This window comes from Chryseobacterium sp. StRB126 (genome assembly GCF_000829375.1).
Lineage (GTDB): Bacteria > Bacteroidota > Bacteroidia > Flavobacteriales > Weeksellaceae > Chryseobacterium.
In genome coordinates this window covers 4,431,642-4,458,244 of record NZ_AP014624.1, presented here as the reverse complement: position 1 = coordinate 4,458,244, position 26,603 = coordinate 4,431,642, and the positions used below count along the sequence as shown (strand labels likewise).

The following is a 26,603-nucleotide window of genomic DNA, read 5'->3' as shown; positions in this document are numbered from 1 at the left end:
TTGTACTTTAGCACGGATAAATAAAACGATTTTGGTTGAGGACAAAATAACCTTTGCTTTTGAATCGAAGCGTTTCACACCATGTAAGCAAAACTAATGTATGAGGTATTTTTCTATTGTACTTGTTATCATTCTATTGCAGGCCTGCAATAAGAAAAAAGAGGAAAAACTCACCGTGTCATCTAAAACTGAGCTGAAAGAAAGTAAGGGGAAAGTCGATTCAACGGGAGATAATTCAAAAGAGATTTCAGAGGAAGTAAAAGACGGGCAGGATGATGTCATGCTGGCAGAAGACATACGGTTCAATGGTAAGGCCGAAAGAATTTTTGATCTTAAAGATTTTGAAAAGGTTTTTGGAAAACCGGACAGTATCAGGCTTATGGCTGATGAGGATCCTTGTGCTTACATCTTTGATGAAGGGACTCCGGAAGATAAATACCTGTATAAAAACGGATCTTGTTTTGAAAATAGTAAAGAAAAGGTAGGCGTTAATGAATTTAGGTTTCTCAATGGAAATTTCATTCTGTATAAAGGGAAAAGAATAGATTCTAAAACTAGGCTGGAGGATATTAGAAAAATATTTCCTAACTCTGTACGAAATATTGATCATTTGGAGATTTCCGGTGAAGGAGAGCTTCCGGTTATCAGGTTAAGAGAGGATAAAGAGGGAATTTCCGACGGACACATTAATATATATTTTAAAAATAACTTAATACATTCAATCCGGTGGTGGTTTCCTTGTTAAAAATATAAAATGTCATTAGTCTGTGATTGTAAAATAAGAACCAAAACAAATAGTAAAATGAAATTAAAACAATACCTGTCATTACTTTTTATAGGCTTTCACCTGATAAGCTACGGACAGAAAAAAGATAACGAAGAACTACAGTCTAAAGCTGAACAGTTTACTCAAAAAGTAATTCATCTGATTACTGAGAAAGATTATACTGCCTTGAATCAGTTAACAACCTCAAAAGTATATTGTTCTCTGTGTGTTGATGAAACACCGGGAAAAAGTTATTTTGTAGGAAAAGATGCTTTTTACAAGAAACATATCCGCACTATTTTCAACAAAGAATTACTGGAAAGATTAGGGCGTAATGAAATAAAATTTTCTTTTGACGGCTCTGATCCCGGATTCAAAGACAGAGATTATATCGTACTGTATACTACTTATCGTCCAAATGAGTTTGGAGACGGTCATGAAGGAGCTCAATTTGTCTTTTGGCTAAAGGATGAAAAAGGAAACTTTAAGCTTTCAGGTGTGGAAACGGTCCCTTAAATATCAAAAAACTTATAATGAAAATACGATCAGTTCTTTTATTTTTTGCCATAATTATTGGGTGCAGTTGTATTAAAGCGAAGGATTATTCTGTTAATACACTTATTTCCAAAGCCTATTTCAAGGGAGGTTCTCAAGATACAGATACATTACGGGTTTATCAAAATGATCCTGCGGTTTTCAGAAAAGAAGAATTGATTGTAAAACATCCTGAAACTAAGCCGAAGCTAACAATACATTATGAATTGCTCAATCCGAAGGATGGAGCTTACTATTTTATTTATAATGACAAGAAACAGTTAGTAAAAGAAGGAAAATACACGGCTCAGTACAAGTATGAAGGAATTACTTATGACCAGGGAGGTTTTTATAATTCAAAAACGTATTTATATAAGAAAAACGGTAATCTGGAGACCATCCATTATCAGGAAGACGGCAGAAATCTGAAGACGGAATTTTTTAATAGTGATCAACAATTAACCAAAATAAAATACTTCCATAAAAAAACATCAGATACCAATACAATTGAAATATATAAAAAAGGGAAATTAAAAGAAACCCATATTTATAAAGGTTTTAATACCTATTATACCATAAAAGCAGGAGCTTAATTTTTCACTTCTGCTTCAGTTTACAATCTACTTCGGCCATATATCCGGCTTCCTTTTCAATCCAGTCCATCAGATCCAATGTATCTTTTTCTGACACTATGAATACTCTGTTCCATGTTTTTCTCTGAATTTGCCCGGTAGCAATAGGCTGTTGCGTTTGATTGTTTACCATAACAACCGTATCACCTTCTTTACCCTCAAAATAAATATGATTATTACGGCCATAATAGTCTTCAATACCAATTCCGTGAAGAAAATAGACACCTATTCCAAATAATATCGCCAATACAATAAACAGGATTTTTAATGTGCGCTTAAATAAAAGAACACCTACAAGTAAAAAACAAAAAAGTAAAACGATCAGGATCATAAATTACGTACACTATCAAGCACCCAGCTGCAAAAGCCATCACCACCTGTCCATAAGCACGAGATATAAAGAGCAGGAATAAAAAAGCATAATAGAAAAGGAAGATCAGTAAGAGCTGTTTGATACTCTTTCTTTCTCAGTCTGATGATGAAATCTGCCATAAAGCCTATAAACAGGATGATTAGAATAAACGCCAGTAAAAGCATTATTCCTAAACCAACATCTGTAGGATGCTCCTTTTTCCGGTTATTCTGAAAAGCTACTTCAGCAAAAATAAATAAACAAACCAAGGGAATAGCAGTGATGAGTAGGCGTTTCAAAAAAAGTGTAAGAATTTTCATATGAATATTATATTGAGACGTACTTTAAAATTAACCGATCTTTTTAGGCCTTATAAGATAGTAAAGCTGGCGTTCTTCATCAATGAGCAGCATATAATCTCCATTTTTAGGCTGGTATACAAAAAAAGTAAAAGGATCTCTTACATAGTTGTCGGGGTGCTCTATGAAAGCATCCTGTTTGTAATGCAGTGTCTTTTTGGGCATTTTGATGGAAAAATAAGATGTTCCTGTCCATCCATTGCGGCCCGAACCATTTCCGGTTCCCCAGCTTAGATTTTTTAAACTCCAGAAAGTACGGGCATTCCATTCTTCTTTTTGAACATGATCTCTTTGAATAAGCCCTGTAGATTTGTCTACCTCATAGCCGGCATTGCTGAAATCAACAGCTTTTTTGTTGGGTATATTTTTAGGATAACCGTGCCAGTCTTTTTCAGCATAAAAATAATTCCAGACATTGTCTTTAAATACTGTCAATTTATACTTATACTCATTTCCAGAGGATTCAGAGTGAATAATATCATCATACATATAATCCCTGTCTGCAATGATGTTTTCAGTTTCTGCTACTGAGAATATTTTGGTGTCATCTATATTTTTATAAGGATAATGAGTTGTATCACCATCTTTCAGCCAATTACTGTAGGTGTTCTGATCTACATCCACAATATAATCATTGAAAGTCTGATAATTATGAATGCCGTTTTCAGTATTGTATTGATATTGAAGGCTATCTGTTATCTGCCCTTTCAGATTTATTTTATACCATGTATAGATATTATTGGCACTTTCTTTTTCAGAATCATGATCTCTTTTGGTAATGATGACAATTGTACTGTCGTTTTCCTGAATAACAGGTTCATGGATACCACGGGATAGTTTAATGACTTCATAGTCATTATCTTTCAGGCTATCCAGTGTAGTATATGGTTTATATTGTTCCGGGAGTTTTTCAGATCTCAGTTTATATTGTTGATAATACATTTCAGAATCCGGTAGGATAATCACTGCAATGATCGCAATGCTCCAGAGTATGACAGTTTTCTTTTTAATATTTATTTTCATCGTATTGGTTTTTAGTTTTTTATATCAGATTAAGCATGAGATTGTAATCAAAAAGATTAGAAAATAATGCCCAGACTTTATCCTGATTCCAATATTTTTGAGGGGAAGCAAAATACAATAAAATAAAGAATATTGAAAATAAAATGTTGTCTAAATCTTTTATTGAATAACAGACTCTTTACAAAATCAGGGGATTACGTGTTTTCACGAAGCTTATGATTCAGCAATACCAATAATTCTTTTTTTTCAATGTCTAGAGTTTCTGTATCTATCCACAGTGATTCAGGTTTGGAAGAAAAAAAACTGCCAATGAGTTGTAGAGGATTATTCATCCATTGGTCTTTGTATTTTGCGGGATCCTTAGAATGAATAAAAATATTTGTTGTTCTGTAAAAACCGGCTTGAAAACTTTCAATATCATTCCAGTCTATAAATACAGATTGTAATGAAGTATGGTTGGTGATTCCTTTATTACTGATTTCCAATCCAGGAATTCCCTTATTAACTTTAACCAACTGTCTGTATTTGATGAAAATAATATAGAGTACAATAAAAACCCATAAAATGGAGATTATTTTTACTACAAAATACTGAGTTAGCAACAAATAAACAAAAAAGAAGAATCCCAGCAAGCAAAGAATGATGCTGATGATTATATTGCTTTTTCTGAATTTAATTTCAGCCATATGGTATATTTTTCCTTAGATAAATGCCTTATTCAACATAAGAAATCGGGTATCTGTTCTATTTCAAAAGTTTCAGAAGTTCTATATTTTTATTGGCTTTAGCCATTTGTAAGGCAGTCTTTCCGTTCACAGTACCACTATCAATTTCAAAGCTAATTCTTGATTTTTTATCAGCACCCTGAGACAGAAGATATTTTGCAATTTCAGTATCATTCTTTTCTACGGCAAGTAATAAAGCATTATATCCATCATAATTATAAAAATCCATTGGTGAATCTTTTCCTTTTAGAGGAATTTTTTTGATGAATTCTAAGTCCTTATTTTTTACAGACAGTAATAAAAGATTTCCAAGATCTTCATAATTAATAATCTGAGGCTGGTGGTTCAGATAGAGCTCTTTGGCAATACCAAAATTTTCATAGAAGATGGCAGTGTATAATGCATTTTTAGCATAAGCCCCTTTTTTGATAAGGTAGAAAGTAATTTCCGGACTTCCATATTCAATAGCACCATCTACTAATTTTTTCTCAGCAGAAATGTTGGCTCCTTTTTCAACCATATATTCAACCATAGGGAAATTTTTTTTCCAGATCGCTGCCAATACCGGTGCTGTTTGCCCCGGAAGCATGACTTTAATAGGGTATCCTTGGTCAACCATTTTTTTTACCAGTGGAAAATTATTTTCGCGGATGGCGTTATAGAAAGCATCAATCTGCTGCTTGGTTTGGGCACTTAATAATGAGGAAAGGCATATAAGAACGGATATTCCGAATTTTTTCATTCTAAATATAATTTTAATAAGGTGTAAAAAGTAACTAATTCAAGGATTACAGTGAAACAGGAGGTTTATAGGAGTTCATTTTTCCATTCCTGAGCCAATGCTTCCACATAGTCTGCAAAATAGGTGATGTTGTGGAATGTATGAAAGGTGTATTCCGGTTGATTTTCCAAAAAATCTACATTGTCAAAAGCATGATCGTGGGCAAAAAGGAAAACTTCTTTTGTTTTGGGGTCATAAACCGTAGCATTTCCATTAGCCTCAATAACAAAGGTGATAAAGTTTTTAAAATCTATTGGAAGCTGGTTTTCATTGTTACATAAATCTTCATAATGATCGTCCCAATCATTAATTCCCAGCGAACATTCTGATCCAAGGAACATAAACTCCTGATTATTTGATAAGCTTGGATGAGGTTGATTAAAAGACTCCCGGATTCCGCCAATTTCGTCCAGTAGTAACCTGTGCTCTTCAATAAATGGAAGGGGTGAGGTAAAATCAGGTTCTGTTTTGTTTAACCAGCCGAAAATTTCATGGTTTTTATTCGTCCAGGAAAAAAGACGGTGAGGCTGATGGTCAATGTCCAGATTCAGAACTCTTGCCTGAGATATTAAATCTGTGAGAATAGGAAATGTATCTGTGAATTTTGGAGATAAACTGATTTCTGCTTCTGAAACGGTATCAATTTGGGAAGGATGAATCAGCCACGATAAATGTTCTTTAAAAGCTTCAAGATCTTTATTCATGATGTAATTTGATAGTCAAAGATACATTTTTTAGGATGAATAAGAGAGCAAAAAGGGGTAAACCTATGATGAAGAATGCTTTCACCACAGGTTTTATCATAAAATGAATGACCAGATTAAAGGATTTCCACCTCTTCCGGAACGATGAACAGAATAATACAGCCATTTTCTGAAGTAACAGAATGTTTGAAGCTAGGCGGAGTATACAAATAATCTCCTTTTTCCAGATTTCCACCTGCAATAACCGCATCACCTTCCAGGATGAAAAGTTCCTCGCCGGCAGGATGGTTGTGATAAGGATAGCTTGCTCCAGGTTCAAACTTTAAAAGGATTGTGGTAGACCGGTTTTGCTCAGGATCAAATTTTAAAGATTTTACAAAAATACCTTCGTAGTGAATTCCTTTCTCAATTAAAGGATGCCATTCTTTTTGTTCTGTTTTTACGATGTAATCGTTGATACTTGTGCTCATGATATTAAATTTTAAATGATGATTAATGTGAAAATTGTTCTAAAGACCATAGATAACGAGGAAAAGTACTCAGTAAAAATGCTCCGGCACTGAACACAAAGACAGAATAATCCAAAGGTTCCTTACAGCCAAAAGAAATGCTCATAGCTATGGCAAAGAGTAAGGTTAAAACAGATGCAGAAAGCGCTGTTCTGCGGATCTGAAATCCTACCAAGAGTAGAATGCCAATCGTTAATTCCGTAATGGTAGATAAGACAGCAAGGGTTGGAGCCCATGAAATAGGTAAAAATGAATTCACTTCAGCAGTATAATGAACGAAATTTTTCCATCCTGAAGATTGTGCTCCCCAAAGATTCAGCCGGCTTGCTACTGCTGATAAAAATCCGATTGCCAATGCTATTCTTAGCATAAAAACGGCGATGTCCTGTCTTGTTTTCATAAGAGTAATTTTAGGTCTTAATGACAGGTACAAAGTTCAGAGAAAGGGATCATCTAAAGAATAGACAATTTCCGGAAAAGGATGTAATATTTGATGAAGCTTAGGATTTGGGTTAATACATTATATTAGACCAGTTTCAAAAAGTTGAGGAATATAGTATTGTTTATATTGAATCTGCTTTTAATTGATACGCAAAGTCTTAAGAAACTTATGTTTTATTTTTAAGGAGGCAAAAGTGGAACCAACGGAGTTGATTTGATGAAGCAGCTGGATAATATTGGCTTCATCAGAATTGATTAATCAATTCCTTCTTAGCCCGCTTAAAAATAATGCGTATTTTAAATAAAAACTTTGAGTGAAAAAACAGCAAAAACTTTGAGGGTAAAAGATTAATTATTTTGGTTCTTTACATTCATTAAGTTTTTTAGCACTGATTCATTATTGCAATATGGACTTCAGAAACTTCCGGCTTCCTGACTTTATTTCTAATTCTTCACTGACTTTTGATAGTCTTTTGGAGAAAGGGAGGTATGTTTTTTAAAGAAGTTTGAGAAATAAAAAGGATCATTAAATCCAAGCTGGTAGGCAATTTCTTTAACGCTCAGTTTTTCATAAAGCAATAATCTTTTGGCTTCGGAAACCGTAAGGCTGTAGATGACGTTTTGTGCCGTTTTATGGGTATGAAGCTTAGAAACTTCATTTAATTTAGCTTCAGTGGTTGCCAAAGCATCAGCATGATAGGATACAGGATGATTATTTGAAAAATTATTTCGGACACTTTCCAAAAATTTTAAGAACAGAGCATCCGGTTTCCATATTTCATCACCATTGGCAATTTTACTGCGGTTAATCTCCACCAATAATAATTCTACCAAAGAATGGGTGGAAATTAGGTATTGATAAGGTTTTTCCTGAATTTCCTTTTCAATTAGATTGAGTGTTTCTGTAAAAAATGAGGGGTGCTGAACAGTAATCATTTCATTCATTCCAAAGTGGCAGAATAATCCGTTGTGAAAAATCAGTTCAATATCACTGTCACTTTTACAGAAAAAATCTAAGGTGAATTCAAGAGCAGTAAGTTCACCTTCCACCGAGACCAGCTGATGAAACTGCCCGGAAGTAATGGTAATGGTTTGGCTGCTTTTCAGGATGAAAACATTTTCGTCAATCAGAACTTCAGCAGTTCCTTTACTACACCAGAACAAAGTATATTTTATAACCCTTCTTGGTTCGGGATGTCCTGACTGGTTAGAATATTTTTTTACTTCAATCATTTTTTGTATTGATTAAAAATGGAAATAATATTAATTTATTAAAACGAAATTACAAAAAATGATCATGTTAAATATAGATTTTATACGGTGAATTTCAGTGAATATAAAAGAGAAAAATTCCTACATTCGTACTGCATAAAATAAAATTCAATGAAATATTCAAAAATTATTGTGGTCGTTGCACTATTATTGTTTCAGCTGGGTGTAGCACAGGAAAAAAGCTGATGTTGTATTAAAGAAAGCATCTATTGAGGCTAAAGAAAGCAAGAAAAATGTTTTATTAGTATTTCATGCTTCATGGTGCAAATGGTGTAAGATCATGGAAAAAAATATGAATCTTCCGGAAACACAACCTATTTTCGGGGATAGATTTGTTACGGCTTATGTAGATGTTCAGGAAAGAGGAGAGAAGAAGTCGCTTGAAAATCCTGGTGGACAGGAATTGATGAATAAATACAAAGGAGAAAATGCAGGACTTCCATTTTGGCTGATCTTAAATCCAAAAGGAGAGGTGATGGCAGACTCATTTAATGCCAAAGGAGAAAATTTGGGATCACCTTCAACTCCTGAAGAAGTAGCCACTTTTATCGCCAAGCTTAAGAAAAGTTCAAAATTGAGTAAAGAAGAGATTTCAAGCATTGAAAAGGTATTTACCAAGAAGTAAAAGTTTTGATATGTGAACCAAAAAATCGCCTCAAATACTTTTATTTGAGGCGATTTTTTATCTATTGAATTTTATTTTCCAAAGTAAATCTGATCCTGCTTCTGCTGTTCATTATAAATGATCTGGAAACTTACCGGCATATACTGGTAAAGAAGCTTCCAATGGGCAATTTTAGCATGTTTTTTAAAGCTTTCAAAAGATCTTACAAAGATATTTTCGATCATTGTTCTTACATAGGAGTTTCCATTTCTGTAAAGTCCGTCCATCAGTTTGATGTGATGGGCAATAATGTTGATCTTCGATTCCTGCAGCAGACCTTTCAGATAGTTAACGGTCGCCTGCATAATTCCTGCAAAATTATCCTGAACAGATAACTGTATGATCTCTTTGCGAAGTCGCGGATAGAAAAATTTTAAGTATTCAACAGCTATTTTTTGATTAATAGTTTGCATTTGTACTTTCATCATAATTAAGAATTTTTCAAACACTTTATATTGCAGCGAAATGTATACCAAAATTTAAAGACATGCTGCAAAAATAAAAACACCAACAATCACAGCGATGTGGGTGAGTAATATCTCTGTATTGTGTCTGTTGGTCGTGTTTTTCAATGTTTTCCAGTCGGAAATTCTTCTGATTTTATTTTTCATAATCTATTGATTGTGAGTTATTTTTAATTTTGTTTAATTTAAACACTTTGTAATGAAATCGTTTAAAAATGTAATAAACACTTTATAAACCATGACTGTAAATTTGTCTCGAATAGCTCTTTTTCAGGTCAGAAGAAATGTGACTGAAGATCATTTGACGGTATTCTTTGCTGCAAAACGCGGTAAAATTGTCCAGAGAGTAAATAAAAGTGTTCTCAATGGCGTTTTTTAACAGCGTGTCACCATGATTGTACATTTTGTCTATCTTTTGTAAACTTTTGAATAGCAGATTACTGTCATTCTGGCGAATCATATTTTTAATACGTTCCGTGAAAGTCCGGATCACACTGTAGGAATTTGGACTTTTGGTTTCATTCAATTCCGTTTCAAAGTCAGGAAATAGTTCCGTGATTTCCTGTACAGCCTGTAAATAGTTCATAGTATATATTGTGTTAAATGTGGTTTTGCTCCAATAGTTTAATGAAGGCTCCAAACATGAAAATGATTAAAAAAGCAATAAAAAGAAGGTGATAAGGCTTCAGCCATTTAGGCGTTTGTGGTCCTCTGCTTTTTAATCTTCTTAATTTGTCTATTCTGTTCAATGTTTTCAAGTCCATTTTTTTATGTTTTGAAAGTAATGATGCCAATGGTGTACCTTTGAAATTTTATTTCGTATAATTAATTGGTAAACAGTTATTTGTGTGTTTTTGTTTGAAGTTTGAAAGATGAAAAAACATTTCAAAATGATAAGGATTTTATCAAATTGGAAAAGATGGATAGGAACCATTAAGATGTATCAAGATTTCAAGAATAGTAAGAGAGGCTTCACTATAGCCACGAATAGTTGAAAATATATCAAAATCTTGAGCTTGTAAGTTTATTATACACAAAGGATTTTATAAACCACAAAAGTGGCAAAAGGATAATAACACTTAAGTTATTTTAAGTGACAAGGTTTATGTATAAGAAGTACACCTAAGTTTTGAAAATCTAAGATTTTCATCTTTCGTGAACTTTTTTGCAGTCTAATTTTAACATTCTAAAATGAACTAAAGTGTTTTAAAATAAAACTTTTGTGTCTTTTGACTTTGTCGAAATAACATTCATCGACTGAAAGGAGATAATCTTCGATTTGTGGTTCAAAAACTCAAAGTACTTCAAAACAGAACCAATCCTAATTTTCAGTTTCATAGAAAGGATAGAATGAATATCTTTGCAGTCCAAATATTCAGAAGATGTTTTCAAAAATCATAGTACACAGAGTCGGAAATAAGATCAACGGAGATTCTCTAACGCTTTCCCAGGAGGAATTGAAGTTGGAGGAAGGAATGGCAGAAATGCTTGAGGATTACTTTTTAGGATCATTCAAGTCAGAAGAAACTTTTCATTTTTACAGTGATACCTATTTGGTGAATAACCCGGTTTACAGTGCTGTATCTGAAATTTTTGAAGATAAGTCTAAATTTATCTGGGAATCTGAGAATATTGCCAAACACCTTTTCGAAGCCGCTGAAAACCCTAGAGTTCAGAGTGGAGAATTGTTTATTGTACTTTTTGAAGACGAAAGTGACCGTCCGGACAGAGTAGATAAAATCGGGATCTTTAAAACGGAGAAAAGAGAATCATTCCTGAAAATTAATCCTGCAGAAGAAACATTTGATATTGAAAAAGATCAGGGAATCGGTTTATCCAAAATTGATAAAGCCGCTTTAATCTATAACAATAATAAGGATACAGGATATGTACTTTCCGTGGTTGACAACAATAAAAACGGAGATATGTACTACTGGTTTGAAGATTTCTTAAAAGTAAAACAGCGTGATGATGAGTATTTCCACACGCAGGAAGCATTGATGGTTTACAAAGATTATATCACGAAACAACTTCCACAGGAATTTGAGGTTTCAAAAGCTGACCAGGCAGATTTCTTGAATAAATCCATCAATTTCTTTAAAGAAAAAGAAGAGTTCAAACTGGATGAATTTGCCAATGAAGTATTAGGTGATGAGCATGTAATTGAAAGTTTTGTGAACTTTAAAACGGATTACGAACAGGACATGCAGGTGAATATTGCTGAAGAATTCCCAATCAGTGAGGCTGCAGTAAAAAAAACTCAAAGACATTTTAAAAGTATTATCAAACTAGATAAGAATTTCCATATTTACATCCACGGAGACCGTCAAAAACTTGAAATGGGAGAGGATGACAAAGGGAAATATTACAGACTTTATTTTGATAAAGAGGTATAATTGAGAAGAGCTTTAGAAAGTAGGCAGCTGGAAGTTATGAAGGACATAAGAACTGCTATTTATTTGTTTTTATCTTCTTGTTTTTATCTTCTTTTAGGTGAAATTTTAATTAGGTGGTTGACGGTCAGTTATCATTACTGATAATCCGCGATGATGAATAGACACTAAAGCCGAAAAAAGAAAGAGCAAACTTGCATTTGCAAATTCGCTCTTTCACATAGTATCATTTTTAGCGTTCTTCGTTTATCCACCTTTTTTATTGAAAAATAAGGCTCTGTTGTATTCAAAATTCATTCTGGCAATATTCAGAACGGAGATTCCCTGAGGACATTCCACTTCACAGGCTTCCGTATTGGAACAGTGCCCGAATAATTCAGTATCCATTTGGGAAACCATATCCAGAACACGCTTGTTTCTTTCTTCTTTACCCTGAGGCAGCAATGCCATATGAGAAATTTTGGCAGAAGTAAACAAAGCAGCACTTCCGTTTTTACAGGTGGCCACACAGGCACCACATCCGATGCAAGCAGCAGAATCAAAAGCTTCCTCTGCAGTCTGATGGGTAACCGGAATAGCCGTGGCATCAGGAGCCTGACCTGTATTCACTGATACAAAACCTCCGGAAGAAATAATCCTGTCAAATGCAGAGCGATCTACCTTTAAATCTTTCTTCACCGGAAAAGCTTCCGCTCGGAAAGGCTCTATCAAGATGGTTTCCCCGTCTTTAAAAGAACGCAGGTGAAGCTGGCAGGTGGTAGTATTTTTTAAAGGACCGTGAGCGATCCCGTTAATCATCATTCCACATTGTCCGCAGATTCCTTCACGACAGTCGTGATCGAATTCTACAGGCTCATCTCCTTCAACGATCAGCTTTTCATTTAAAGTATCCAGCATTTCAAGGAAAGACATGTGAGAATTTAATCCTTTCAGGTCGTAATTAACCAGTTTTCCCTCACTTTGTTTGTCTTTCTGTCTCCATATCTTAAGGTGTAAATCCATAATTTTTGTTTTTTTATTTGTAACTTCTTACCGTTGGCTGTATTTCTTCAAAGGTTAAAGGCTCCTTAACCAGTTCAGGTTCGCCATTTTCACCTGTCCATGCCCATGCAGAGATAAACTGATATTCTGCATCGTTTCTCATCGCCTCACCATCCGGAGTCTGGTATTCTTCACGGAAGTGAGCCCCACAGGATTCATTACGGGTTAATGCGTCATAGCACATCAGTTCTCCAATTTCAAAATAATCGGCAACACGGCCTGCTTTTTCCAGTTCAGCATTCATTGTATTACCCTGTCCGGAAACTCTTACGTCTTTATAGAACTCCTGCTTTAATTTTCTGATCTCCTGAATGGCATATTTCAGTCCGTCTTCATTTCTGGCCAGTCCGCAATAGTCATACAATAGCTTTCCCAGTGTTTTATGAAAATAGTCAACGGTTTTAGTTCCTTTGATATTCATTAAATCCTGAATCTGGTTTTTAACAGCATTTTCAGCCTGTTCAAATTCAGGAGCATCCGGTGAGATTTTTCCGGTGTGAATTTCGTCTGCTAAATAATTGGCAATGGTATACGGAGCAATAAAATAACCATCAACAGAAGCTTGTAATAATGAATTGGCTCCCAGTCTGTTGGCTCCATGATCTGCAAAATTAGCTTCTCCCAATGCAAATAATCCCGGAACGGTAGTCATCAGTTCATAATCAACCCATAGACCTCCCATAGAGAAATGGGCAGAAGGGGAAATCATCATTGGTTCTTTGTAAGCATCATATCCGGTGATTTTAAGATACATCTCGAATAAGTTTCCATATTTCTCTTTGATCTTATCTTTTCCCTGTTCTTTAATTGCTTTGGAAAAATCAAGATACACGGCATTTTTCAAAGGCCCGATTCCAAATCCTGCATCAATTCTTTCTTTAGCTGCACGGGATGAAATATCTCTTGGCGCTAAGTTCCCGAATGCCGGATATCTTCTTTCCAGATAATAATCTCTTTCATTTTCCGGAATGTCGTTCGGTGCTCTGTTTTCATCCTGTTTTGCTGGTACCCAGATTCTGCCGTCATTACGCAATGATTCAGACATCAATGTTAGTTTAGACTGATAATCTCCGGATTGCGGAAGAGAAGTAGGGTGTACCTGAATCCAGCTTGGCGAAGCCATTAAAGCACCTTTTTTATGGGCTCTCCAGATGGCGGAACCATTACATCCCATAGCCAATGTAGACAGATAATAAATTTTTCCATAGCCTCCGGTTGCTAATATGACAGTATGAGCCGCATGTCTTTCAATGTCTCCGGTATCTAAATTTCTTACGATAATTCCTCTTGCTTTGCCATCAATAGTGACTAAATCAAGCATTTCATGCCTTGAAAATAATTGCACAGAACCTTTTCCAACCTGTCTCATTAAAGCTTGATAGGCTCCTAAAAGCAATTGCTGTCCGGTTTGTCCTCTGGCGTAAAAAGTACGGCTTACCTGCACTCCACCAAAAGATCGATTATTAAGGTAACCACCATATTCACGACCAAAAGGAACGCCTTGTGCTACAGCCTGATCGATGAGGTTTAAAGAACATTCTGCCATTCGGTATACATTCGCTTCACGGGCTCTGAAATCTCCTCCTTTTAAGGTATCTACGAACATTCTGTAAACACTGTCGCCATCGTTTTTATAATTTTTAGCAGCATTCACTCCACCTTGTGCGGCTACAGAGTGTGCACGTCTCGGGCTGTCCTGAAAACAGAATGCTTTCACATTATAGCCCATTTCTCCTAAAGAGGCAGCAATAGAACTTCCTGCTAGACCTGTTCCTACAACAATCACATCAAGCTTTTTACGGTTGGCCGGGTTTACAAGCTTGGCTTTCTTTTTATAATATGCCCATTTCTGTTCCAATGGGCCTTGTGGTATTTTTGAATCTAAAATCATGATGAGGTCTTTTTAATGATAAGTAAAGAATACATAAACAGGCATCAGGGCAAAACCTAAACTGATAATGATAGAGTAGGCTGTTCCAGCGATTTTAACCCATTTCACGAACTTAGGATGATATAATCCAAGTGTTCTTACGGAGCTGTACAACCCGTGAATCAGGTGATAGCATAAAGCAATCATAGAAAGCACATAAATAACTACGTACCACCATTCTTTAAATACAGTTACTACTAAAATATATAAGTCCTTGTTTCCATTCTCATCCAATGGCGGATTTCCGAATTTATAGACATACCAGAAGTTCTGGAAATGAATCACCAGAAAGATCAGGATTAAGGTTCCGAGGATACCCATATTTCTGGAAGCCCATTTACTGGCCCTTCCACGTCTGTCGTTCTGATAACTGCCACCGGATTTTTTATTTTTCAGGGTAATCACCAATCCATCTACAGCATGAAGAATGATACTGGCATACAAAACATAAGAAACTATTTTGATAATGATATTTCCTGATAAGAAATGCGAATAGGCATTGAATTGCAGATGAGCCTGCTCCTGAGGGAGAAAAAGTTGAAGATTTCCGAGGAAATGAATCAACAGGAAGAATCCCAAAAAGAGTCCTGTAAGGCACATTAGCATTTTTCTTGACAATGTTGATAACATAGAGTTGATTTAATAATTAATAATATCCTAAAACTTTCATCCATAAACCTCCTACAACCATGTAGATAATTAAGAGTACGATTCCTGTTTCAAGACCTCGAAGCCACCAGATTTTCAAATCTACATATCCGCTTCCAAAGAATACCGGTGCTGGACCGTGTCCGTAATGAGTAAGCACTCCATAAATTGAGCCCATAAAACCTAGCATCATTGCTAAAAGCATAGGTGGAATTCCTAAAGAAACACCAACTCCTAAAAGAGCTGCATACATCGCCGCTACGTGAGCGGTAGCACTGGCAAAAATATAGTGACTAAAGAAATAAACGACAATAATAACCGGGAAGGCTACCTGCCAGCTCAATCCACCAATCTGAATTTTGATAAGGTTACTGAACCAGCCAATGAAGCCTAGTTCATTCAAAGAACTTGCCATCATCACCAGAACAGCGAACCAAACGATGGTATCCCATGCTCCTTTTTCACTTTTTACATCTTCCCAGGTTAATACTGAGGTTAATAGCAATAATGTTAATCCGATGAATGCCGTAGTGGTGGCATCAATAGAAAGCGCTCCCCCAAAAATCCAAAGGAATAAAAGGATAAAGAATGCCAATAGCATCAACCATTCATTTTTGGAAATAGGTCCCATTTCTTTTAATTTCTGAGCTGCCATTTTCGGGGCATCACCTGTTTTTTTCAATTCAGGCGGGTATAATTTGTATAAAACCAAAGGAACTACAAAGAACGCTACCAAACCGGGTACAAAACCTGCTGCAGCCCAAGACATCCATGTGATATCAATACCAAGATTAGCCGCAAATTTCTGACACATCGGGTTACTTGCCGTTCCGGTTAAGAACATAGAAGAAGCGATGAGATTCATATAGTAACTGTTCAATGTTAAAAATGAGCCCAGTTTTCTATGGGTTTCCGGTTTTTCTGGAACGGAATCAAAGCTTATGGCCATAGATTTCATAATTGGGTAGATAATTCCTCCACCTCTTGCTGTATTACTTGGAATAGCCGGAGCCAGACAGACATCTGCAAGTCCTAATCCATAAGCCAATCCTAATGAGCTTTTACCGAAAACTCTGATGAATAAAAAGGCAATACGGTTTCCAAGACCTGTTTTGATAAATCCTCTGGCAATAAAGAATGAAATCCCGATCAGCCAGATCACTTTATCTCCAAATCCGGAAAGCGCTTTGGTAATAGATTTTCCGGCATCACCGGGAGCAACAACCTGTGTAAGTGCTGTAAATCCGATGGCCATCATACACATCGTTCCCATAGGTGCAGCTTTCAGAATAATTCCTAAAATGGTTGCTGCAAAGATGGCAAACAGATGCCATGCATTCTGAGCAACCCCTTCAGGCGCTGGAATGAACCAGATGATTAACGCAACGACAAATGTGATCGCGACGTTTTTAATATTAATTTCTTTCATGATATTCTATTTAATCCTTAAAATCTGCTCTGTACCTGCACAATGAACAGGTTGTTATTGTATTGATTGGTATTTTCTACCTGATATTTGTAGCGGTCGAATTGCACGCCAAGCTGAATTCTTGCCCCGTAATTTTTCAGGAATTCAAGTCCTACCATTGGAGTGATGGTCTGTCTTGGGTTGGATGCCATTCTAAAGTTAGTATCCAGATATTCATATCGGCAAGACAATTCGAAAGCACTCAGGTTTTTGTGGTTGATCTCATATCTCAGATTCGGAAGGAAGTAAACCCCGCGAGTCAGATATTGATCCGGATTATCAGGTCTCACTTCAGGAGCGATGGAGTTGTAAAGAACATGGTTGGTAGCCTGTTTAGCTTCCAATTGCATATCAAGACTCCATCTTGGATCAAACTGAACCATTGAGCTAAGGTCAATCCCTACAGCATATACTTTTTTGCTGAAAACTTCACCGATACCTCCATTCAGACCCACATTGAAATTGTATTTCTTGGATAATCCGAAAAGTAAGCGGGTAGAATACTGTTTTCCGTTGTCGTTATCATTAACCTGGTTTTTTCCGTTTCCGTTCACAACAGACACTGCATATTGAAGCGGAATTTCTCCCAGCTTTACCTGTCCTGTGGCAGAAAGCCCGATCTGGAAGCTTGTCCAGCCTAGTTTCCCGAACTCAGAATACTGATTAGACCAGTCCAGAGATTTGATAATATCGATAGGATAAGTCTCTTCAATGCCGAACCATGGTCTGAATTGTCCTACAGTAAATGCCAACTTGGGACTGAAGGTGTATTTCAGATAGGCATTTTCAAGAACTTTGCTTTTAGGATCATTTTTAAAATCTGCTAGGTTGGCCAACGCAACAACTTCCGTACGTTTACTAATCTGTGCTTTTACCTGAACCCTCATGTATTTCAGCATAAAATTGTTACTGGTTCCTGATCCGTCAGTATGATGAAGGCCGTTTACATCAACATCCTTGCTCATTCCTACCAGATAGCGCGCCTGAAAAAGCCCTTTGATTTGAATCTGTGGATATTTCACATGATCTTCTTCCTGTGGTTTGGGTGTGGGCTGTAAAGAATCCTGTATCTGTGCATTTGCTGAAAACCATCCCATCAGGATGCACAGGATCAGGCTTCTCTTTTTTAGTGAAAAAAAGGCCATATCTATGTATTTAATTTTTGTTTTTTGAAATTTTAACTAAGCATAAAAGTTCCTATCTCTATCCTTGAAAAGTTGAGGTAATGCACTGAACGTGCCCATAAAATGATAAAAACTTTTGCTGCTTAAATCCTTCCGTTACATCTGCAATGTATGCTTCTCCAGAGGATGGAAATGATCTTATATCTCATCCTGAATATTATCATTCATGATTTAATCTTTTATTCTAAGCCTAAGAATTTGAAAGATGGAGTTTCTTTGAAATCAGTATTTGATTTACCGTGATACGTCTGATAGTTGCTCAGATCCAGCTTCATTACTTTTCCCTTTGTACTCAGATCAAAATCTTTAAGATCTACCCAGAATGTGTTTGGCGTAAAAACGGTTTCAAAATAATACACCAGATTTTTCTGATCCGAAACAGAACGCCATCTTGTAGAAGAAATATTAGGCTCGGTAGGTGAAGAAATTCCGTACGGTACGGAGCAGTTTCTGATGACACTGAATACGCTGGCTACAGCAGTGCGGGTATCAGCAGTTTTTGGAATAGCATCAATGTAATAAGAAGCTCTTACAAAGCGGTCTGCAGCACGGTTGGTTCCCGGCAGCATTACAGTACCCGGAATCCCTTTCCAGTAGTTGTTAAGAGCAAGCTGCTCATCAAAAATAGGAGAGTTGGTCATTACCGTGTAAGACGGATCATGATGAATAACCAGTTTCCCATTGATGTATTCTAAAACCGCATTGTCTCCTGAAGCATCGGAAAGAGAAAGATGAATGGTCGTAAATCTTTCTGTTCCCGGAATATTATCACTAACTACTACGAATGGTTCTTTTCTTGAAAATTCTACAGCTTCTTTTACGGTTGAGAAGTTGTCAAGATAATATTGTGCCCATAAAGAGATAGCAAGTCCCTTTTTTCCTCCTTTGGGATCAAATTTCGGATATTGAGATTCTCCTAACCATAGCATATTCGCTACTAAACCTTTTTCATTCATTCCATCTGCAGAAGCAATATCCCATGTAGAACTGATAACGCTTCCGTATTTGGAGGTCCATTTTACAGATTTAGGACCGGTTTGGCCATTGCGGTCTATTCCTTTAGGGAAAACCCAGATATTAGCAGGAATCTCATCACGCCAGTCCATAGAACGGGCTGTAAGAATAGTATTTTGCAGACCTTTGTACACAACGCGGGTACACGCTTCAGACGGATTCCATAATCCTATTGAAAGGGTAAGAGAACATAAAATTAATGGGAACTTTTTCATAGTAGTATTATTTGTATTTAAAATTTATATTGAATTCATTGTGAATAATTCAATTGTTTTCACATCATATTCCTTATTTGGTGATATAAATTTAGTTAAATTTGTTTAAATAACATAATTATTTTAGCTGATAAACAGCATTTCATGTTATGAATCATAGTTTAATGGTTAAAAACACTTTTATTGAAAAATTTTTCGTATATTTTAGATATGTCATATAAAAATCGATTGAAAATGAATAATTTTTCAATGAAAATATATGCTGTTTTTTTGCGTTGTAATTCTCTATTAAAAGGTTGAAAATTAAATAGCAAACAAGAGAAAGCAGTTAAAAAAAAGCGCTATATTTGATTGATAGACTGATGAATTATATGAATCTTGTAGAATGTCACGAAGAACCTATCCATATTCCAGGCTCTATACAAAGTTTTGGTTATCTGATTGGCATTGATGCGGAATCCCGTTCCATTACTTTTTTCAGCAGGAATATATCGGATATTTTTAAAATTGGAAACCAGGATGGGTTATTCGACAGAAAGCTTACGGACTTTCCTGAAAGTTTTCAGAATATTATTGATTCGGATATTTATACCTCGCTGGATCGCTTTACTAGGCGTGAAAATGAGACGTATTTTGATAAAATCTTTATTGATGAAAAAGAATATCACTTCTCTGTTTTCAGAAGTGGTGGGTATATTTTCCTTGAATTTGAAGAGGTCCTGATTAATCCTGATAAACGGATCTCCAATAAATATGATAATTTTTATGTGATTGATGATGAACAGGAGCTTTGGAATCATCTTCTGGAAACGCTTTCTAAAGTGGTAAATTATGACCGCACCATGGTCTATAAATTTATGATGGACGGCTCCGGAAAGGTAATTGCTGAAAAGAAAAATGAAGAGATGGAAAGTTTTCTCGGACTTCATTATCCTGAATCTGATATTCCGAAACAGGCACAGGAACTTTATCTTAAAAAAAGGAAAAGAATCTTCAGTAATGTCTATGCAAATCCGGTTCCTATCATAAGTAAAACTCTTAAGGATATTGATCTGAGTCTTTCCGCGTCGCGGGCTATGTCTCCTGTTCATGGGCAGTATCTTAAAAATTCCGGAGTTTCTTCCAGTTTTAGTGTGTCCATTATTATTGATAATCATCTTTGGGGGTTAGTAACCTGTCAGAATGTGGAACCTAAGCATATAGACCTCGAAGATAGGGTGCAGGCCGGAATTTTCACAGCATTGGCTGCCAATGCCTATTCTTCTTTTAAATCAAAAAATGAACTGAATTACCGTCTGGAACTGAATGAAAGAATTTCTCATCTTAAAACGGGATTTTTAAAGCATAATAATCTGTTTGATTCTTTACGGGAGAGCAAAACTGAAATAATGAATTTGCCGGAAGCAGATGGCCTTGCCATTGTATCCGATGAAAATATAATCACTGAAGGAGCAACTCCAGAACTGGATTGCATCAGCAGAATTGTAAACTGGGCTTTGGAAAATACACTTGACAGAATTTATGTCAATCGAAGTTTTCTTAAAAACCACGGGAAAGAACTGGAGTTGTCTGAAAATGCTGCAGGAATTATCATTTATTTCATTGAAAGGGATAAAAATGAGATGTTGATCTGGTTCCGTAAAGAATTTGATGAACATATTGACTGGGCGGGAAATCCGGAAAAGAAAATAGGTGTATTTTCTCAAAATGGAGAAGACAGACAAATGATTTCTCCAAGAACTTCGTTCCGTATTTTTACAGAAAATATTAAAGGGCATTCCAAACGATGGAATTCCAGAAATGTGAGCGCTGTACAGGCGGTAAGGGACCTTATTTTAGAAACGTCTCATAAGAATTATAATGCCATCAAAAGGCTTAATGATGAACTGAAAAAGGTGAATGAAGAACTCGACAGCTTTTCCTACACCATTTCTCACGATCTTGGAACTCCTTTAACAGTGATGAAATTGAATGCACAAATGCTTTTGGGAAATCTTACGGATGGTTCTGAAAAGAGTAAGACAAAAATCAATACCATTATTGAGGAAATTGACAGCATGGCTGAAATGATGAAGGATGTCCTGCAGCTTAGCCGGGCAAAGCATAGCGAAATACAGCTTGAAACCCTGAAAACGGGTCACATCATTCAAAAGATCTCTGATAATGCAAAAATCACTTACGGAAGTCCGGAAAGTGAAATTACCATTAAGGAGTGTCCGGATGTTTTGGCAGATAAAACAATGCTTCATCAGGTGTTTCTGAATATCATCAATAATGCAGTAAAATATTCTTCTCATAAAGAGCAGCCTAAGGTAGAAATTGAAGGAACGGAAGATGGGCAAACCATTGTATACAGGATTTCTGACAACGGAATTGGTATTCCTGAGGAGGAAAAACATAAGATGTTTAAAATCTTCAACAGAATGGATAACGCAAAGAAATTCAAAGGAAACGGAGTAGGACTTTCCATTGTACATCGTATTATGAAAAGGATAGGCGGAAATATAGATTATAAGAGCAATAAAGATGGTACATCATTTATTTTAACGTTCAAAAAACCTTACATTTGAGAAACTTTTAAAATGTTATTATGGTATCAGAATATCTTAAACAAAACACAGCAGACTATCACGATGCAGCGGAAAAACTTTTTAATTCTGAAAAGATTTTTAATAAAACCTTCACTTTAGAAGATTATAAAAAGATCATCCATACCAACTATCTGATGCTTCTTCACAGTGAAGATAAAATATTCAACAGTCTTTTTGATAAGTATGCTGATAAACTTCAGCTTGCGGAAAGAAAGAAACTTCCTCTTATCGAAAAGGATCTTGCAAGCCTTTCTCTGGAAAATCAATCAGCATCCCACTCCCTTGAATTTGAAAATGAACATGAAGCTTTAGGAGCAATGTATGTGATTGAAGGTTCTACGCTGGGCGGAAATGTGATTACTAAACAGCTTTCTAAAACAGAAGGTTTTGATGCAGTGACTTTTAACTTTTTCGGATGTTATCAGGAGAATACAGGACCGATGTGGAAGAATTTTAAGGAGGTTCTGGATACTGAAGTGGCAGAGGAAAAGTATGATGAAGTGCTGTCTGGAGCGAAAAAGCTGTATAGTTTTTTACTGAATGTCAACTAATTCCTTTTAATTCTAATAAAATTTCTGAAAAATTGCTCATTTTTTCAGGATTTATTAAATTTGGGAAGTTTCAAATTTAAATAGTAACTCAACAAATAAATAATTAAAAAAGTAACAATATGAAAGTAACTGTAGTAGGTGCAGGCGCTGTAGGAGCAAGCTGTGCAGAATACATCGCGATGAAGAACTTCTGTTCAGAAGTAGTTTTGGTAGATATTAAAGAAGGGTTTGCTGAAGGTAAGGCAATGGATTTGATGCAAACAGCGTCGCTTAACGGATTCGATACAAAAATTACCGGAACAACAGGAGATTACAGTAAAACTGCAGGTTCGCATGTAGCAGTAATTACTTCAGGGATTCCTAGAAAACCTGGAATGACAAGAGAAGAATTGATTGGTATCAATGCTGGTATCGTGAAAGAAGTTACTGAAAACTTAGTAAAACATTCTCCAGAAGTAATTATTATCGTAGTTTCTAACCCAATGGATACTATGGCTTATTTGGTACACAAAACTTCAGGTCTTCCTAAGCACAAAATCATCGGAATGGGTGGTGCATTAGACTCTGCAAGATTTAAATACAGATTGGCTGAAGCATTAGAAGCACCAATTTCTGATGTTGACGGTATGGTAATCGCTGCTCACAGTGATACAGGAATGCTTCCATTATTGAGCAAAGCTACAAGAAATGGAGTTCCAGTGACTGAGTTCTTAAGTGAAGATCAACAAAAATATGTTATTGAAGAAACTAAAGTAGGAGGTGCTACTCTTACTAAATTATTAGGAACTTCTGCTTGGTATGCGCCAGGTGCAGCTGTTTCTGTAATGGTTCAGGCAATTGCTTGCGACCAAAAGAAAATGATCCCTTGTTCATTAATGCTTGAAGGAGAATACGGTCAAAATGATATCTGCTTAGGTGTTCCTGCTATCATCGGAGCAAACGGAGTAGAATCAATTGTAAATGTAACATTAACTGCTGAAGAGCAATTGAAATTCGCTGAAGCTGCTAATGCAGTAAGAGAAGTGAATGGAGATCTTAAATTCTAATTACTGAATTTTATATAGGAAACGCCGCGCCCGGAGGGCGCGGTGCTTTATTTTTTCAAAATTGTTTTAACTCTTACATGAAACCCCCTATTTATTAATTCCTCTAAAGTTAATCTAAAATTAACCAAGCTAAAAAAAGGTAATGAGTCAACAAAATTTTTATTTTTACTGACTATTATAGCATAAGTTATTGTGTAGTTATCCGTTTTAAAATCTTTGTCTTCAAGAGGAATCAATTCTCTATTTTCTTTCAAAAACTTCCTTATATTTTTTCTAAATATTTTATCTTTTTGCAATGAATTAGAAGAGACTTTGCCTTGAGAAAATAAATGACTTAAAGTAGAGGAGCTTTCTCTGATTTTAATATGAATAAGTTCTTTATTTGATTTATTAAAAACATCACATACTTCAATTTGAGATCTACTTATATCAGATTTTATTAATTTTTTATCAAAAAGGATATAATTTTTATTGGACATAGCTAATTCTTCATTATAAATTCCTTCATCATATTGGCTTTTAGTTTTTGCCCTTAAACTTTTTAAACAATCTATAAAATGGGATTCTGATTCTTCAATTTGTGAACAATAATTATAAATATCTTCATAATAATTTTTACTTATTCTATACCAATTTGAAGAAGTGAAAATATATTTAAATCCATTGAATTCAGTTTCATAATTTATAAAGTGCCAAAGTTTATTATGAAATATATCTTCGGTTGTAAATTTAATGTAAATGTTTTGATTAACTAGTTTTTCCCAGTTCTCAAATTCAAAATGATCTTTAAATTTATAAGTATAAAAATTGGCTATATCAAACTCTGTAAACTTTTCTCCTTTAGGAGTATATGATAAGTATTCAAATTTTTCCCAATCTATAAGGTACGGAGGAGCTAAGTGTATGGTATCATCTTTAATATTTAAAGAACTTATTAAATTATCTCTTAACTTTTCAATGATAATCGGATCTTTTTCAGGTTTAATATTATCAATCCAATCAAACCTCTCTTTATATTCATTTGATACATAGGAACTATATAGGCTTTTTAAAATATTGGGAACTTTGGACATTCTAATTCTAGGAGAAATATGTATACCATCATTTCCTGTGATAATATTTCCATATAAATTTTCTTTAACAATTTTTGGCTCACCAGTAACACCCTTAATTAGGTCTCGTAATATATCAATTTCAAAATGAGATGGGCTTCCCTTTTTTGAAGCTTGAGTTTTTGTAAGAAGATTTAAGTCACCAATATTAGCTTTATCAACACTTATTAATTTATCAGCATCAATTATATTTAATGCTGTTTTCAACCCAAATTCTCTTTCAATGCATTCATCTTTCAACAATGATTTACCATAACCAAAACAAATGGCAAATATTCTATTATTTTTTTTAAAAAATAATACGGCTTTGTTCGATGTATTATTAAGTCTGGGAATATCGTCTTCACATACTGACTCTAATAACGCTTTCCATTCAGGTTCAGTTGACTTTTCTTTTCCAATAATTATAATTCCATCTTCTTCAAGGCTGTTTTTTAATTTATATCTTATAACATCATTAGATTTTATAAGATTATTATAATTTTTGAATTTATCCTTTATTAAGAATATAGCTAGTTTCTTAGTTATATCTTTTCTCATATTCAATGATTTAAATGGTTATTTTCAAATATAATTAAATTAGATTATAAAAAAATACGGGAATCCATAGCGAACTTTCAAAGTAGTTTCGGCGCGGCCTTTGGCCGCGCCGAAACTACTTATTAATAATATTCAATATATTTTAGTTTAATATTTCTTATCAATCAACCCTATTAACCACAGCAATAGCCATCCCATCATGTTCTTTCGCTCCAACGGTCTGAAGAATTGTGGTTGTGACGTTTTCAGTGGTACTTAATAATTTATTTAATCTTTGAACTCCCTGTACTTTCTCATCCTGGCTATTGGCATCGAGAATCTTTCCTTCCCTGATTACATTATCCAATATAATAATTGTTCCGGGACGTGATAATTGAAGGGCATATTTGAAATATTTTGTGTAAGGAGGTTTATCTGCATCAATAAAAATCATATCAAATTTTTCATTGTCGTCCTTTACCATTTGAGGCAAAATATCCAATGCTTTACCAATTCTAAACTCTACTTTGTCTGAAAGTCCTGCATTTTCAATGTTTTGTTGAGCAACTTTTCCATGATGCTGATCTACTTCTATTGTAATGATTTTACCTTCTTCTGGTAAGGCACGGGCCAGCCAGATTGTACTGTAGCCCCCTAAAGTTCCCAGTTCCAAAACTTTTTTTGCGTTACATGCCATCATCATTACCTGTAGAAATTTTCCTTGATTAGCAGAGACACTGTGTTGAGGTAGACCTTCTGTGTCGAGAGATGTAATCGTATCTTTTAGTACTTGATCTTCAGGAGCAAGTAAATCACTGATGTAATGGTCAATTTCTAAAAAAAAATCTGTTTTCATAGTATAAAAATTTAAGTGAAATCAATCCTTACTGATTGATTATAGATAGGTGAATTTTAAAATAGGAGATGACCTCAATAAAAGTCATAATATAAACTCCACTCCGCAGTCTCCTTATTCTTTGCAAACATGAGACTGCCACTGTCAATCACATTCAAGTTAGCCTTACCATCTGAAGAAATCTGAAAAACAAACTCAAAACCTTCTCCAAAGCCGTCTTTAAATCCAATACCGGGTTGGCAGAATGATGGATAACCACCCAGTTTAGTGCTGTAACAGTGATTAATAATTTGAAAATAGCTGTCGAAAAGTCCTTCTCTTTCAAGGGTAAGGATTTCAGAAATTAAGTTATAATCAATATCTTCAATTCCGCCGCCATCCCATAAAGGCGCGTCTTTAGTGTATAGCTGAGAGCGTAAAGGGAATGGTTTTAAATAGGAAACAGGGCTTTGTAAATCTTTGATGATGATATCTTCCAGATTATCATATTCTCTGATAAGCCAGTTGTCGCCCATTTTTTCAAAAGTTTCCGGGAAATCCTGAGAAATAAATACAGTAATCAGTTTTTTATCCTTTATCAGGTCTGGTACAAAGGGTTGGTTAGGGAGATAAAGCTGGATGAGTGGCATCATCGGATCCCCATTTCTATCCAAAGGAATCTCTTCGTTTTCAGCATAAGTAAATACGCGTCCGATCCATGATTCTTCCAAAACATTCAGAGGCCTGAATCCGCCGGTAAAAAACTCTGTAGCTGGTCTTTCTATCTGATCTTTTATTTCCCTAATTCTGTTATCCATTTTTGTGATAAG

The 26,603-nt window shown here is 35.2% G+C and carries 30 protein-coding genes; 8 read left to right on the top strand and 22 right to left on the bottom strand.

All coding sequences use genetic code 11. From position 1 onward, the window contains the following. Positions 1–100 precede the first annotated feature (100 nt). From CHSO_RS20125 to CHSO_RS20115, 3 genes are read left to right on the top strand one after another with little or no spacing between them, the layout of a single operon-like run. Positions 101–745 carry a hypothetical protein gene (locus CHSO_RS20125; protein ID WP_045500091.1) on the top strand — a complete coding sequence of 215 codons (645 nt, stop codon included), beginning with the start codon at positions 101–103 and terminating at the stop codon, positions 743–745. A 57-nt stretch (positions 746–802) separates the two neighbouring features. Continuing rightward, the gene (locus tag CHSO_RS20120; protein WP_045500088.1) at positions 803–1,282 is read left to right on the top strand and encodes a hypothetical protein; all 480 of its coding nucleotides are present in this window, start codon (positions 803–805) and stop codon (positions 1,280–1,282) included. A gap of 17 nt (positions 1,283–1,299) precedes the next feature. Continuing rightward, on the top strand, positions 1,300–1,893 hold the full coding sequence (locus CHSO_RS20115) for a hypothetical protein (protein WP_045500085.1): 594 nt from the start codon (positions 1,300–1,302) through the stop codon (positions 1,891–1,893). 4 nt (positions 1,894–1,897) lie between these two features. Here the strand turns inward: CHSO_RS20115 and CHSO_RS20110 are convergent, their stop codons facing one another. The 9 genes from CHSO_RS20110 to CHSO_RS20070 all read right to left on the bottom strand — a co-directional run bounded on the left by CHSO_RS20110 (position 1,898) and on the right by CHSO_RS20070 (position 8,059). Next, positions 1,898–2,179 carry a hypothetical protein gene (locus CHSO_RS20110; protein WP_144428994.1) on the bottom strand — a complete coding sequence of 94 codons (282 nt, stop codon included), beginning with the start codon at positions 2,177–2,179 and terminating at the stop codon, positions 1,898–1,900. Positions 2,180–2,207: 28 nt separating this feature from the next. Further along, a complete protein-coding gene (locus CHSO_RS26680) occupies positions 2,208–2,330 on the bottom strand; it encodes a hypothetical protein (protein ID WP_410493411.1) in 123 nt (40 codons plus the stop codon). Positions 2,331–2,634: 304 nt separating this feature from the next. After that, a complete protein-coding gene (locus CHSO_RS20100) occupies positions 2,635–3,666 on the bottom strand; it encodes a hypothetical protein (protein ID WP_045500076.1) in 1,032 nt (343 codons plus the stop codon). 194 nt (positions 3,667–3,860) lie between these two features. Beyond that, entirely contained in the window at positions 3,861–4,352 is a 492-nt protein-coding gene (locus CHSO_RS20095) for an STM3941 family protein (protein ID WP_045500074.1), read from the bottom strand. Positions 4,353–4,410: 58 nt separating this feature from the next. Then, entirely contained in the window at positions 4,411–5,133 is a 723-nt protein-coding gene (locus CHSO_RS20090; protein WP_045500072.1) for an ankyrin repeat domain-containing protein, read from the bottom strand. Positions 5,134–5,198: 65 nt separating this feature from the next. After that, positions 5,199–5,876: a hypothetical protein gene (locus tag CHSO_RS20085; RefSeq protein ID WP_045500070.1), complete on the bottom strand. Its 678-nt coding sequence runs from the start codon at positions 5,874–5,876 to the stop codon at positions 5,199–5,201. 116 nt (positions 5,877–5,992) lie between these two features. Next, the gene (locus tag CHSO_RS20080) at positions 5,993–6,346 is read right to left on the bottom strand and encodes a cupin domain-containing protein (protein ID WP_045500068.1); all 354 of its coding nucleotides are present in this window, start codon (positions 6,344–6,346) and stop codon (positions 5,993–5,995) included. A 22-nt stretch (positions 6,347–6,368) separates the two neighbouring features. Further along, a complete protein-coding gene (locus tag CHSO_RS20075) occupies positions 6,369–6,785 on the bottom strand; it encodes a DoxX family membrane protein (RefSeq protein WP_045500065.1) in 417 nt (138 codons plus the stop codon). A 485-nt stretch (positions 6,786–7,270) separates the two neighbouring features. Continuing rightward, the gene (locus CHSO_RS20070) at positions 7,271–8,059 is read right to left on the bottom strand and encodes a helix-turn-helix domain-containing protein (RefSeq protein ID WP_045500062.1); all 789 of its coding nucleotides are present in this window, start codon (positions 8,057–8,059) and stop codon (positions 7,271–7,273) included. A 247-nt stretch (positions 8,060–8,306) separates the two neighbouring features. Here CHSO_RS20070 and CHSO_RS20065 point away from each other — a divergent pair, with 247 nt between their 5' ends. Then, positions 8,307–8,723, top strand: a complete 417-nt coding sequence (locus tag CHSO_RS20065) for a thioredoxin family protein (RefSeq protein ID WP_232509215.1) — start codon at positions 8,307–8,309, stop codon at positions 8,721–8,723. Positions 8,724–8,794: 71 nt separating this feature from the next. Here CHSO_RS20065 and CHSO_RS20060 read toward each other — a convergent pair whose 3' ends face one another. The 4 genes from CHSO_RS20060 to CHSO_RS26040 form a co-directional block, all read right to left on the bottom strand. Beyond that, positions 8,795–9,190, bottom strand: a complete 396-nt coding sequence (locus CHSO_RS20060) for a hypothetical protein (RefSeq protein ID WP_045500057.1) — start codon at positions 9,188–9,190, stop codon at positions 8,795–8,797. Positions 9,191–9,241: 51 nt separating this feature from the next. Continuing rightward, positions 9,242–9,373, bottom strand: a complete 132-nt coding sequence (locus CHSO_RS26460) for a hypothetical protein (RefSeq protein ID WP_262483758.1) — start codon at positions 9,371–9,373, stop codon at positions 9,242–9,244. 82 nt (positions 9,374–9,455) lie between these two features. After that, the gene (locus tag CHSO_RS20055) at positions 9,456–9,812 is read right to left on the bottom strand and encodes a hypothetical protein (RefSeq protein WP_045500056.1); all 357 of its coding nucleotides are present in this window, start codon (positions 9,810–9,812) and stop codon (positions 9,456–9,458) included. A gap of 13 nt (positions 9,813–9,825) precedes the next feature. Next, the gene (locus CHSO_RS26040) at positions 9,826–9,990 is read right to left on the bottom strand and encodes a hypothetical protein (protein ID WP_164464455.1); all 165 of its coding nucleotides are present in this window, start codon (positions 9,988–9,990) and stop codon (positions 9,826–9,828) included. Positions 9,991–10,608: 618 nt separating this feature from the next. On the opposite strand from CHSO_RS26040, the gene CHSO_RS20050 reads away from it, so the two are divergent. Further along, positions 10,609–11,622 (top strand): nucleoid-associated protein, encoded by a 1,014-nt coding sequence (locus CHSO_RS20050; RefSeq protein ID WP_045500055.1) that lies wholly within the window; start codon positions 10,609–10,611, stop codon positions 11,620–11,622. Between the two features lie 243 nt (positions 11,623–11,865). Here the strand turns inward: CHSO_RS20050 and CHSO_RS20045 are convergent, their stop codons facing one another. From CHSO_RS20045 to CHSO_RS20020, 6 genes are all read right to left on the bottom strand, one after another. After that, the gene (locus CHSO_RS20045) at positions 11,866–12,621 is read right to left on the bottom strand and encodes a succinate dehydrogenase/fumarate reductase iron-sulfur subunit (RefSeq protein WP_045500053.1); all 756 of its coding nucleotides are present in this window, start codon (positions 12,619–12,621) and stop codon (positions 11,866–11,868) included. A gap of 13 nt (positions 12,622–12,634) precedes the next feature. Then, positions 12,635–14,551: a fumarate reductase/succinate dehydrogenase flavoprotein subunit gene (locus CHSO_RS20040; protein WP_045500051.1), complete on the bottom strand. Its 1,917-nt coding sequence runs from the start codon at positions 14,549–14,551 to the stop codon at positions 12,635–12,637. 12 nt (positions 14,552–14,563) lie between these two features. Continuing rightward, positions 14,564–15,220 (bottom strand): succinate dehydrogenase cytochrome b subunit, encoded by a 657-nt coding sequence (locus CHSO_RS20035; RefSeq protein ID WP_045500048.1) that lies wholly within the window; start codon positions 15,218–15,220, stop codon positions 14,564–14,566. 16 nt (positions 15,221–15,236) lie between these two features. Further along, complete coding sequence (locus CHSO_RS20030; protein ID WP_045500045.1) at positions 15,237–16,667, bottom strand: anion permease; 1,431 nt, start codon at positions 16,665–16,667, stop codon at positions 15,237–15,239. Between the two features lie 17 nt (positions 16,668–16,684). Next, positions 16,685–17,851 carry a porin gene (locus CHSO_RS20025; RefSeq protein ID WP_045500042.1) on the bottom strand — a complete coding sequence of 389 codons (1,167 nt, stop codon included), beginning with the start codon at positions 17,849–17,851 and terminating at the stop codon, positions 16,685–16,687. A 218-nt stretch (positions 17,852–18,069) separates the two neighbouring features. Continuing rightward, positions 18,070–19,119 (bottom strand): linear amide C-N hydrolase, encoded by a 1,050-nt coding sequence (locus tag CHSO_RS20020; protein WP_045500039.1) that lies wholly within the window; start codon positions 19,117–19,119, stop codon positions 18,070–18,072. Positions 19,120–19,466: 347 nt separating this feature from the next. Here CHSO_RS20020 and CHSO_RS20015 point away from each other — a divergent pair, with 347 nt between their 5' ends. The 3 genes from CHSO_RS20015 to CHSO_RS20005 all read left to right on the top strand — a co-directional run bounded on the left by CHSO_RS20015 (position 19,467) and on the right by CHSO_RS20005 (position 23,307). Continuing rightward, positions 19,467–21,689, top strand: coding sequence for an ATP-binding protein (locus CHSO_RS20015; RefSeq protein ID WP_232509102.1), 2,223 nt, complete (start codon positions 19,467–19,469; stop codon positions 21,687–21,689). A gap of 20 nt (positions 21,690–21,709) precedes the next feature. After that, on the top strand, positions 21,710–22,261 hold the full coding sequence (locus tag CHSO_RS20010) for a biliverdin-producing heme oxygenase (protein WP_045500036.1): 552 nt from the start codon (positions 21,710–21,712) through the stop codon (positions 22,259–22,261). Positions 22,262–22,380: 119 nt separating this feature from the next. Next, complete coding sequence (locus CHSO_RS20005) at positions 22,381–23,307, top strand: malate dehydrogenase (protein WP_045500033.1); 927 nt, start codon at positions 22,381–22,383, stop codon at positions 23,305–23,307. A 47-nt stretch (positions 23,308–23,354) separates the two neighbouring features. On the opposite strand, the gene CHSO_RS20000 is transcribed toward CHSO_RS20005, so the two are convergent. The 3 genes from CHSO_RS20000 to CHSO_RS19990 all read right to left on the bottom strand — a co-directional run bounded on the left by CHSO_RS20000 (position 23,355) and on the right by CHSO_RS19990 (position 26,591). Further along, positions 23,355–24,959 (bottom strand): TIGR04141 family sporadically distributed protein, encoded by a 1,605-nt coding sequence (locus tag CHSO_RS20000; protein WP_045500030.1) that lies wholly within the window; start codon positions 24,957–24,959, stop codon positions 23,355–23,357. Positions 24,960–25,119: 160 nt separating this feature from the next. Next, on the bottom strand, positions 25,120–25,794 hold the full coding sequence (locus CHSO_RS19995) for an O-methyltransferase (protein WP_045500027.1): 675 nt from the start codon (positions 25,792–25,794) through the stop codon (positions 25,120–25,122). A 74-nt stretch (positions 25,795–25,868) separates the two neighbouring features. Further along, positions 25,869–26,591 carry a DUF1963 domain-containing protein gene (locus CHSO_RS19990; RefSeq protein WP_045500024.1) on the bottom strand — a complete coding sequence of 241 codons (723 nt, stop codon included), beginning with the start codon at positions 26,589–26,591 and terminating at the stop codon, positions 25,869–25,871. Positions 26,592–26,603 lie beyond the last annotated feature (12 nt).

Excerpts from the sequence above, each read along its gene's own strand:
- CHSO_RS20125 (WP_045500091.1), top strand. The coding sequence starts at position 101 with ATGAGGTATTTTTCTATTGTACTTGTTATCATTCTATTGCAGGCCTGC.
- CHSO_RS20070 (WP_045500062.1), bottom strand. The coding sequence starts at position 8,059 with ATGATTGAAGTAAAAAAATATTCTAACCAGTCAGGACATCCCGAACCA.
- CHSO_RS26460 (WP_262483758.1), bottom strand. The coding sequence starts at position 9,373 with ATGAAAAATAAAATCAGAAGAATTTCCGACTGGAAAACATTGAAAAAC.
- CHSO_RS20120 (WP_045500088.1), top strand. The coding sequence starts at position 803 with ATGAAATTAAAACAATACCTGTCATTACTTTTTATAGGCTTTCACCTG.
- CHSO_RS19995 (WP_045500027.1), bottom strand. The coding sequence starts at position 25,794 with ATGAAAACAGATTTTTTTTTAGAAATTGACCATTACATCAGTGATTTA.
- CHSO_RS20115 (WP_045500085.1), top strand. The coding sequence starts at position 1,300 with ATGAAAATACGATCAGTTCTTTTATTTTTTGCCATAATTATTGGGTGC.
- CHSO_RS20020 (WP_045500039.1), bottom strand. The coding sequence starts at position 19,119 with ATGAAAAAGTTCCCATTAATTTTATGTTCTCTTACCCTTTCAATAGGA.
- CHSO_RS20000 (WP_045500030.1), bottom strand. The coding sequence starts at position 24,959 with ATGAGAAAAGATATAACTAAGAAACTAGCTATATTCTTAATAAAGGAT.
- CHSO_RS20080 (WP_045500068.1), bottom strand. The coding sequence starts at position 6,346 with ATGAGCACAAGTATCAACGATTACATCGTAAAAACAGAACAAAAAGAA.
- CHSO_RS20090 (WP_045500072.1), bottom strand. The coding sequence starts at position 5,133 with ATGAAAAAATTCGGAATATCCGTTCTTATATGCCTTTCCTCATTATTA.
- CHSO_RS20050 (WP_045500055.1), top strand. The coding sequence starts at position 10,609 with ATGTTTTCAAAAATCATAGTACACAGAGTCGGAAATAAGATCAACGGA.
- CHSO_RS20025 (WP_045500042.1), bottom strand. The coding sequence starts at position 17,851 with ATGGCCTTTTTTTCACTAAAAAAGAGAAGCCTGATCCTGTGCATCCTG.
- CHSO_RS20045 (WP_045500053.1), bottom strand. The coding sequence starts at position 12,621 with ATGGATTTACACCTTAAGATATGGAGACAGAAAGACAAACAAAGTGAG.
- CHSO_RS19990 (WP_045500024.1), bottom strand. The coding sequence starts at position 26,591 with ATGGATAACAGAATTAGGGAAATAAAAGATCAGATAGAAAGACCAGCT.
- CHSO_RS20095 (WP_045500074.1), bottom strand. The coding sequence starts at position 4,352 with ATGGCTGAAATTAAATTCAGAAAAAGCAATATAATCATCAGCATCATT.
- CHSO_RS26040 (WP_164464455.1), bottom strand. The coding sequence starts at position 9,990 with ATGGACTTGAAAACATTGAACAGAATAGACAAATTAAGAAGATTAAAA.
- CHSO_RS20010 (WP_045500036.1), top strand. The coding sequence starts at position 21,710 with ATGGTATCAGAATATCTTAAACAAAACACAGCAGACTATCACGATGCA.
- CHSO_RS20035 (WP_045500048.1), bottom strand. The coding sequence starts at position 15,220 with ATGTTATCAACATTGTCAAGAAAAATGCTAATGTGCCTTACAGGACTC.
- CHSO_RS20060 (WP_045500057.1), bottom strand. The coding sequence starts at position 9,190 with ATGATGAAAGTACAAATGCAAACTATTAATCAAAAAATAGCTGTTGAA.
- CHSO_RS20100 (WP_045500076.1), bottom strand. The coding sequence starts at position 3,666 with ATGAAAATAAATATTAAAAAGAAAACTGTCATACTCTGGAGCATTGCG.
- CHSO_RS20085 (WP_045500070.1), bottom strand. The coding sequence starts at position 5,876 with ATGAATAAAGATCTTGAAGCTTTTAAAGAACATTTATCGTGGCTGATT.
- CHSO_RS20055 (WP_045500056.1), bottom strand. The coding sequence starts at position 9,812 with ATGAACTATTTACAGGCTGTACAGGAAATCACGGAACTATTTCCTGAC.
- CHSO_RS20075 (WP_045500065.1), bottom strand. The coding sequence starts at position 6,785 with ATGAAAACAAGACAGGACATCGCCGTTTTTATGCTAAGAATAGCATTG.
- CHSO_RS20040 (WP_045500051.1), bottom strand. The coding sequence starts at position 14,551 with ATGATTTTAGATTCAAAAATACCACAAGGCCCATTGGAACAGAAATGG.
- CHSO_RS20005 (WP_045500033.1), top strand. The coding sequence starts at position 22,381 with ATGAAAGTAACTGTAGTAGGTGCAGGCGCTGTAGGAGCAAGCTGTGCA.
- CHSO_RS20030 (WP_045500045.1), bottom strand. The coding sequence starts at position 16,667 with ATGAAAGAAATTAATATTAAAAACGTCGCGATCACATTTGTCGTTGCG.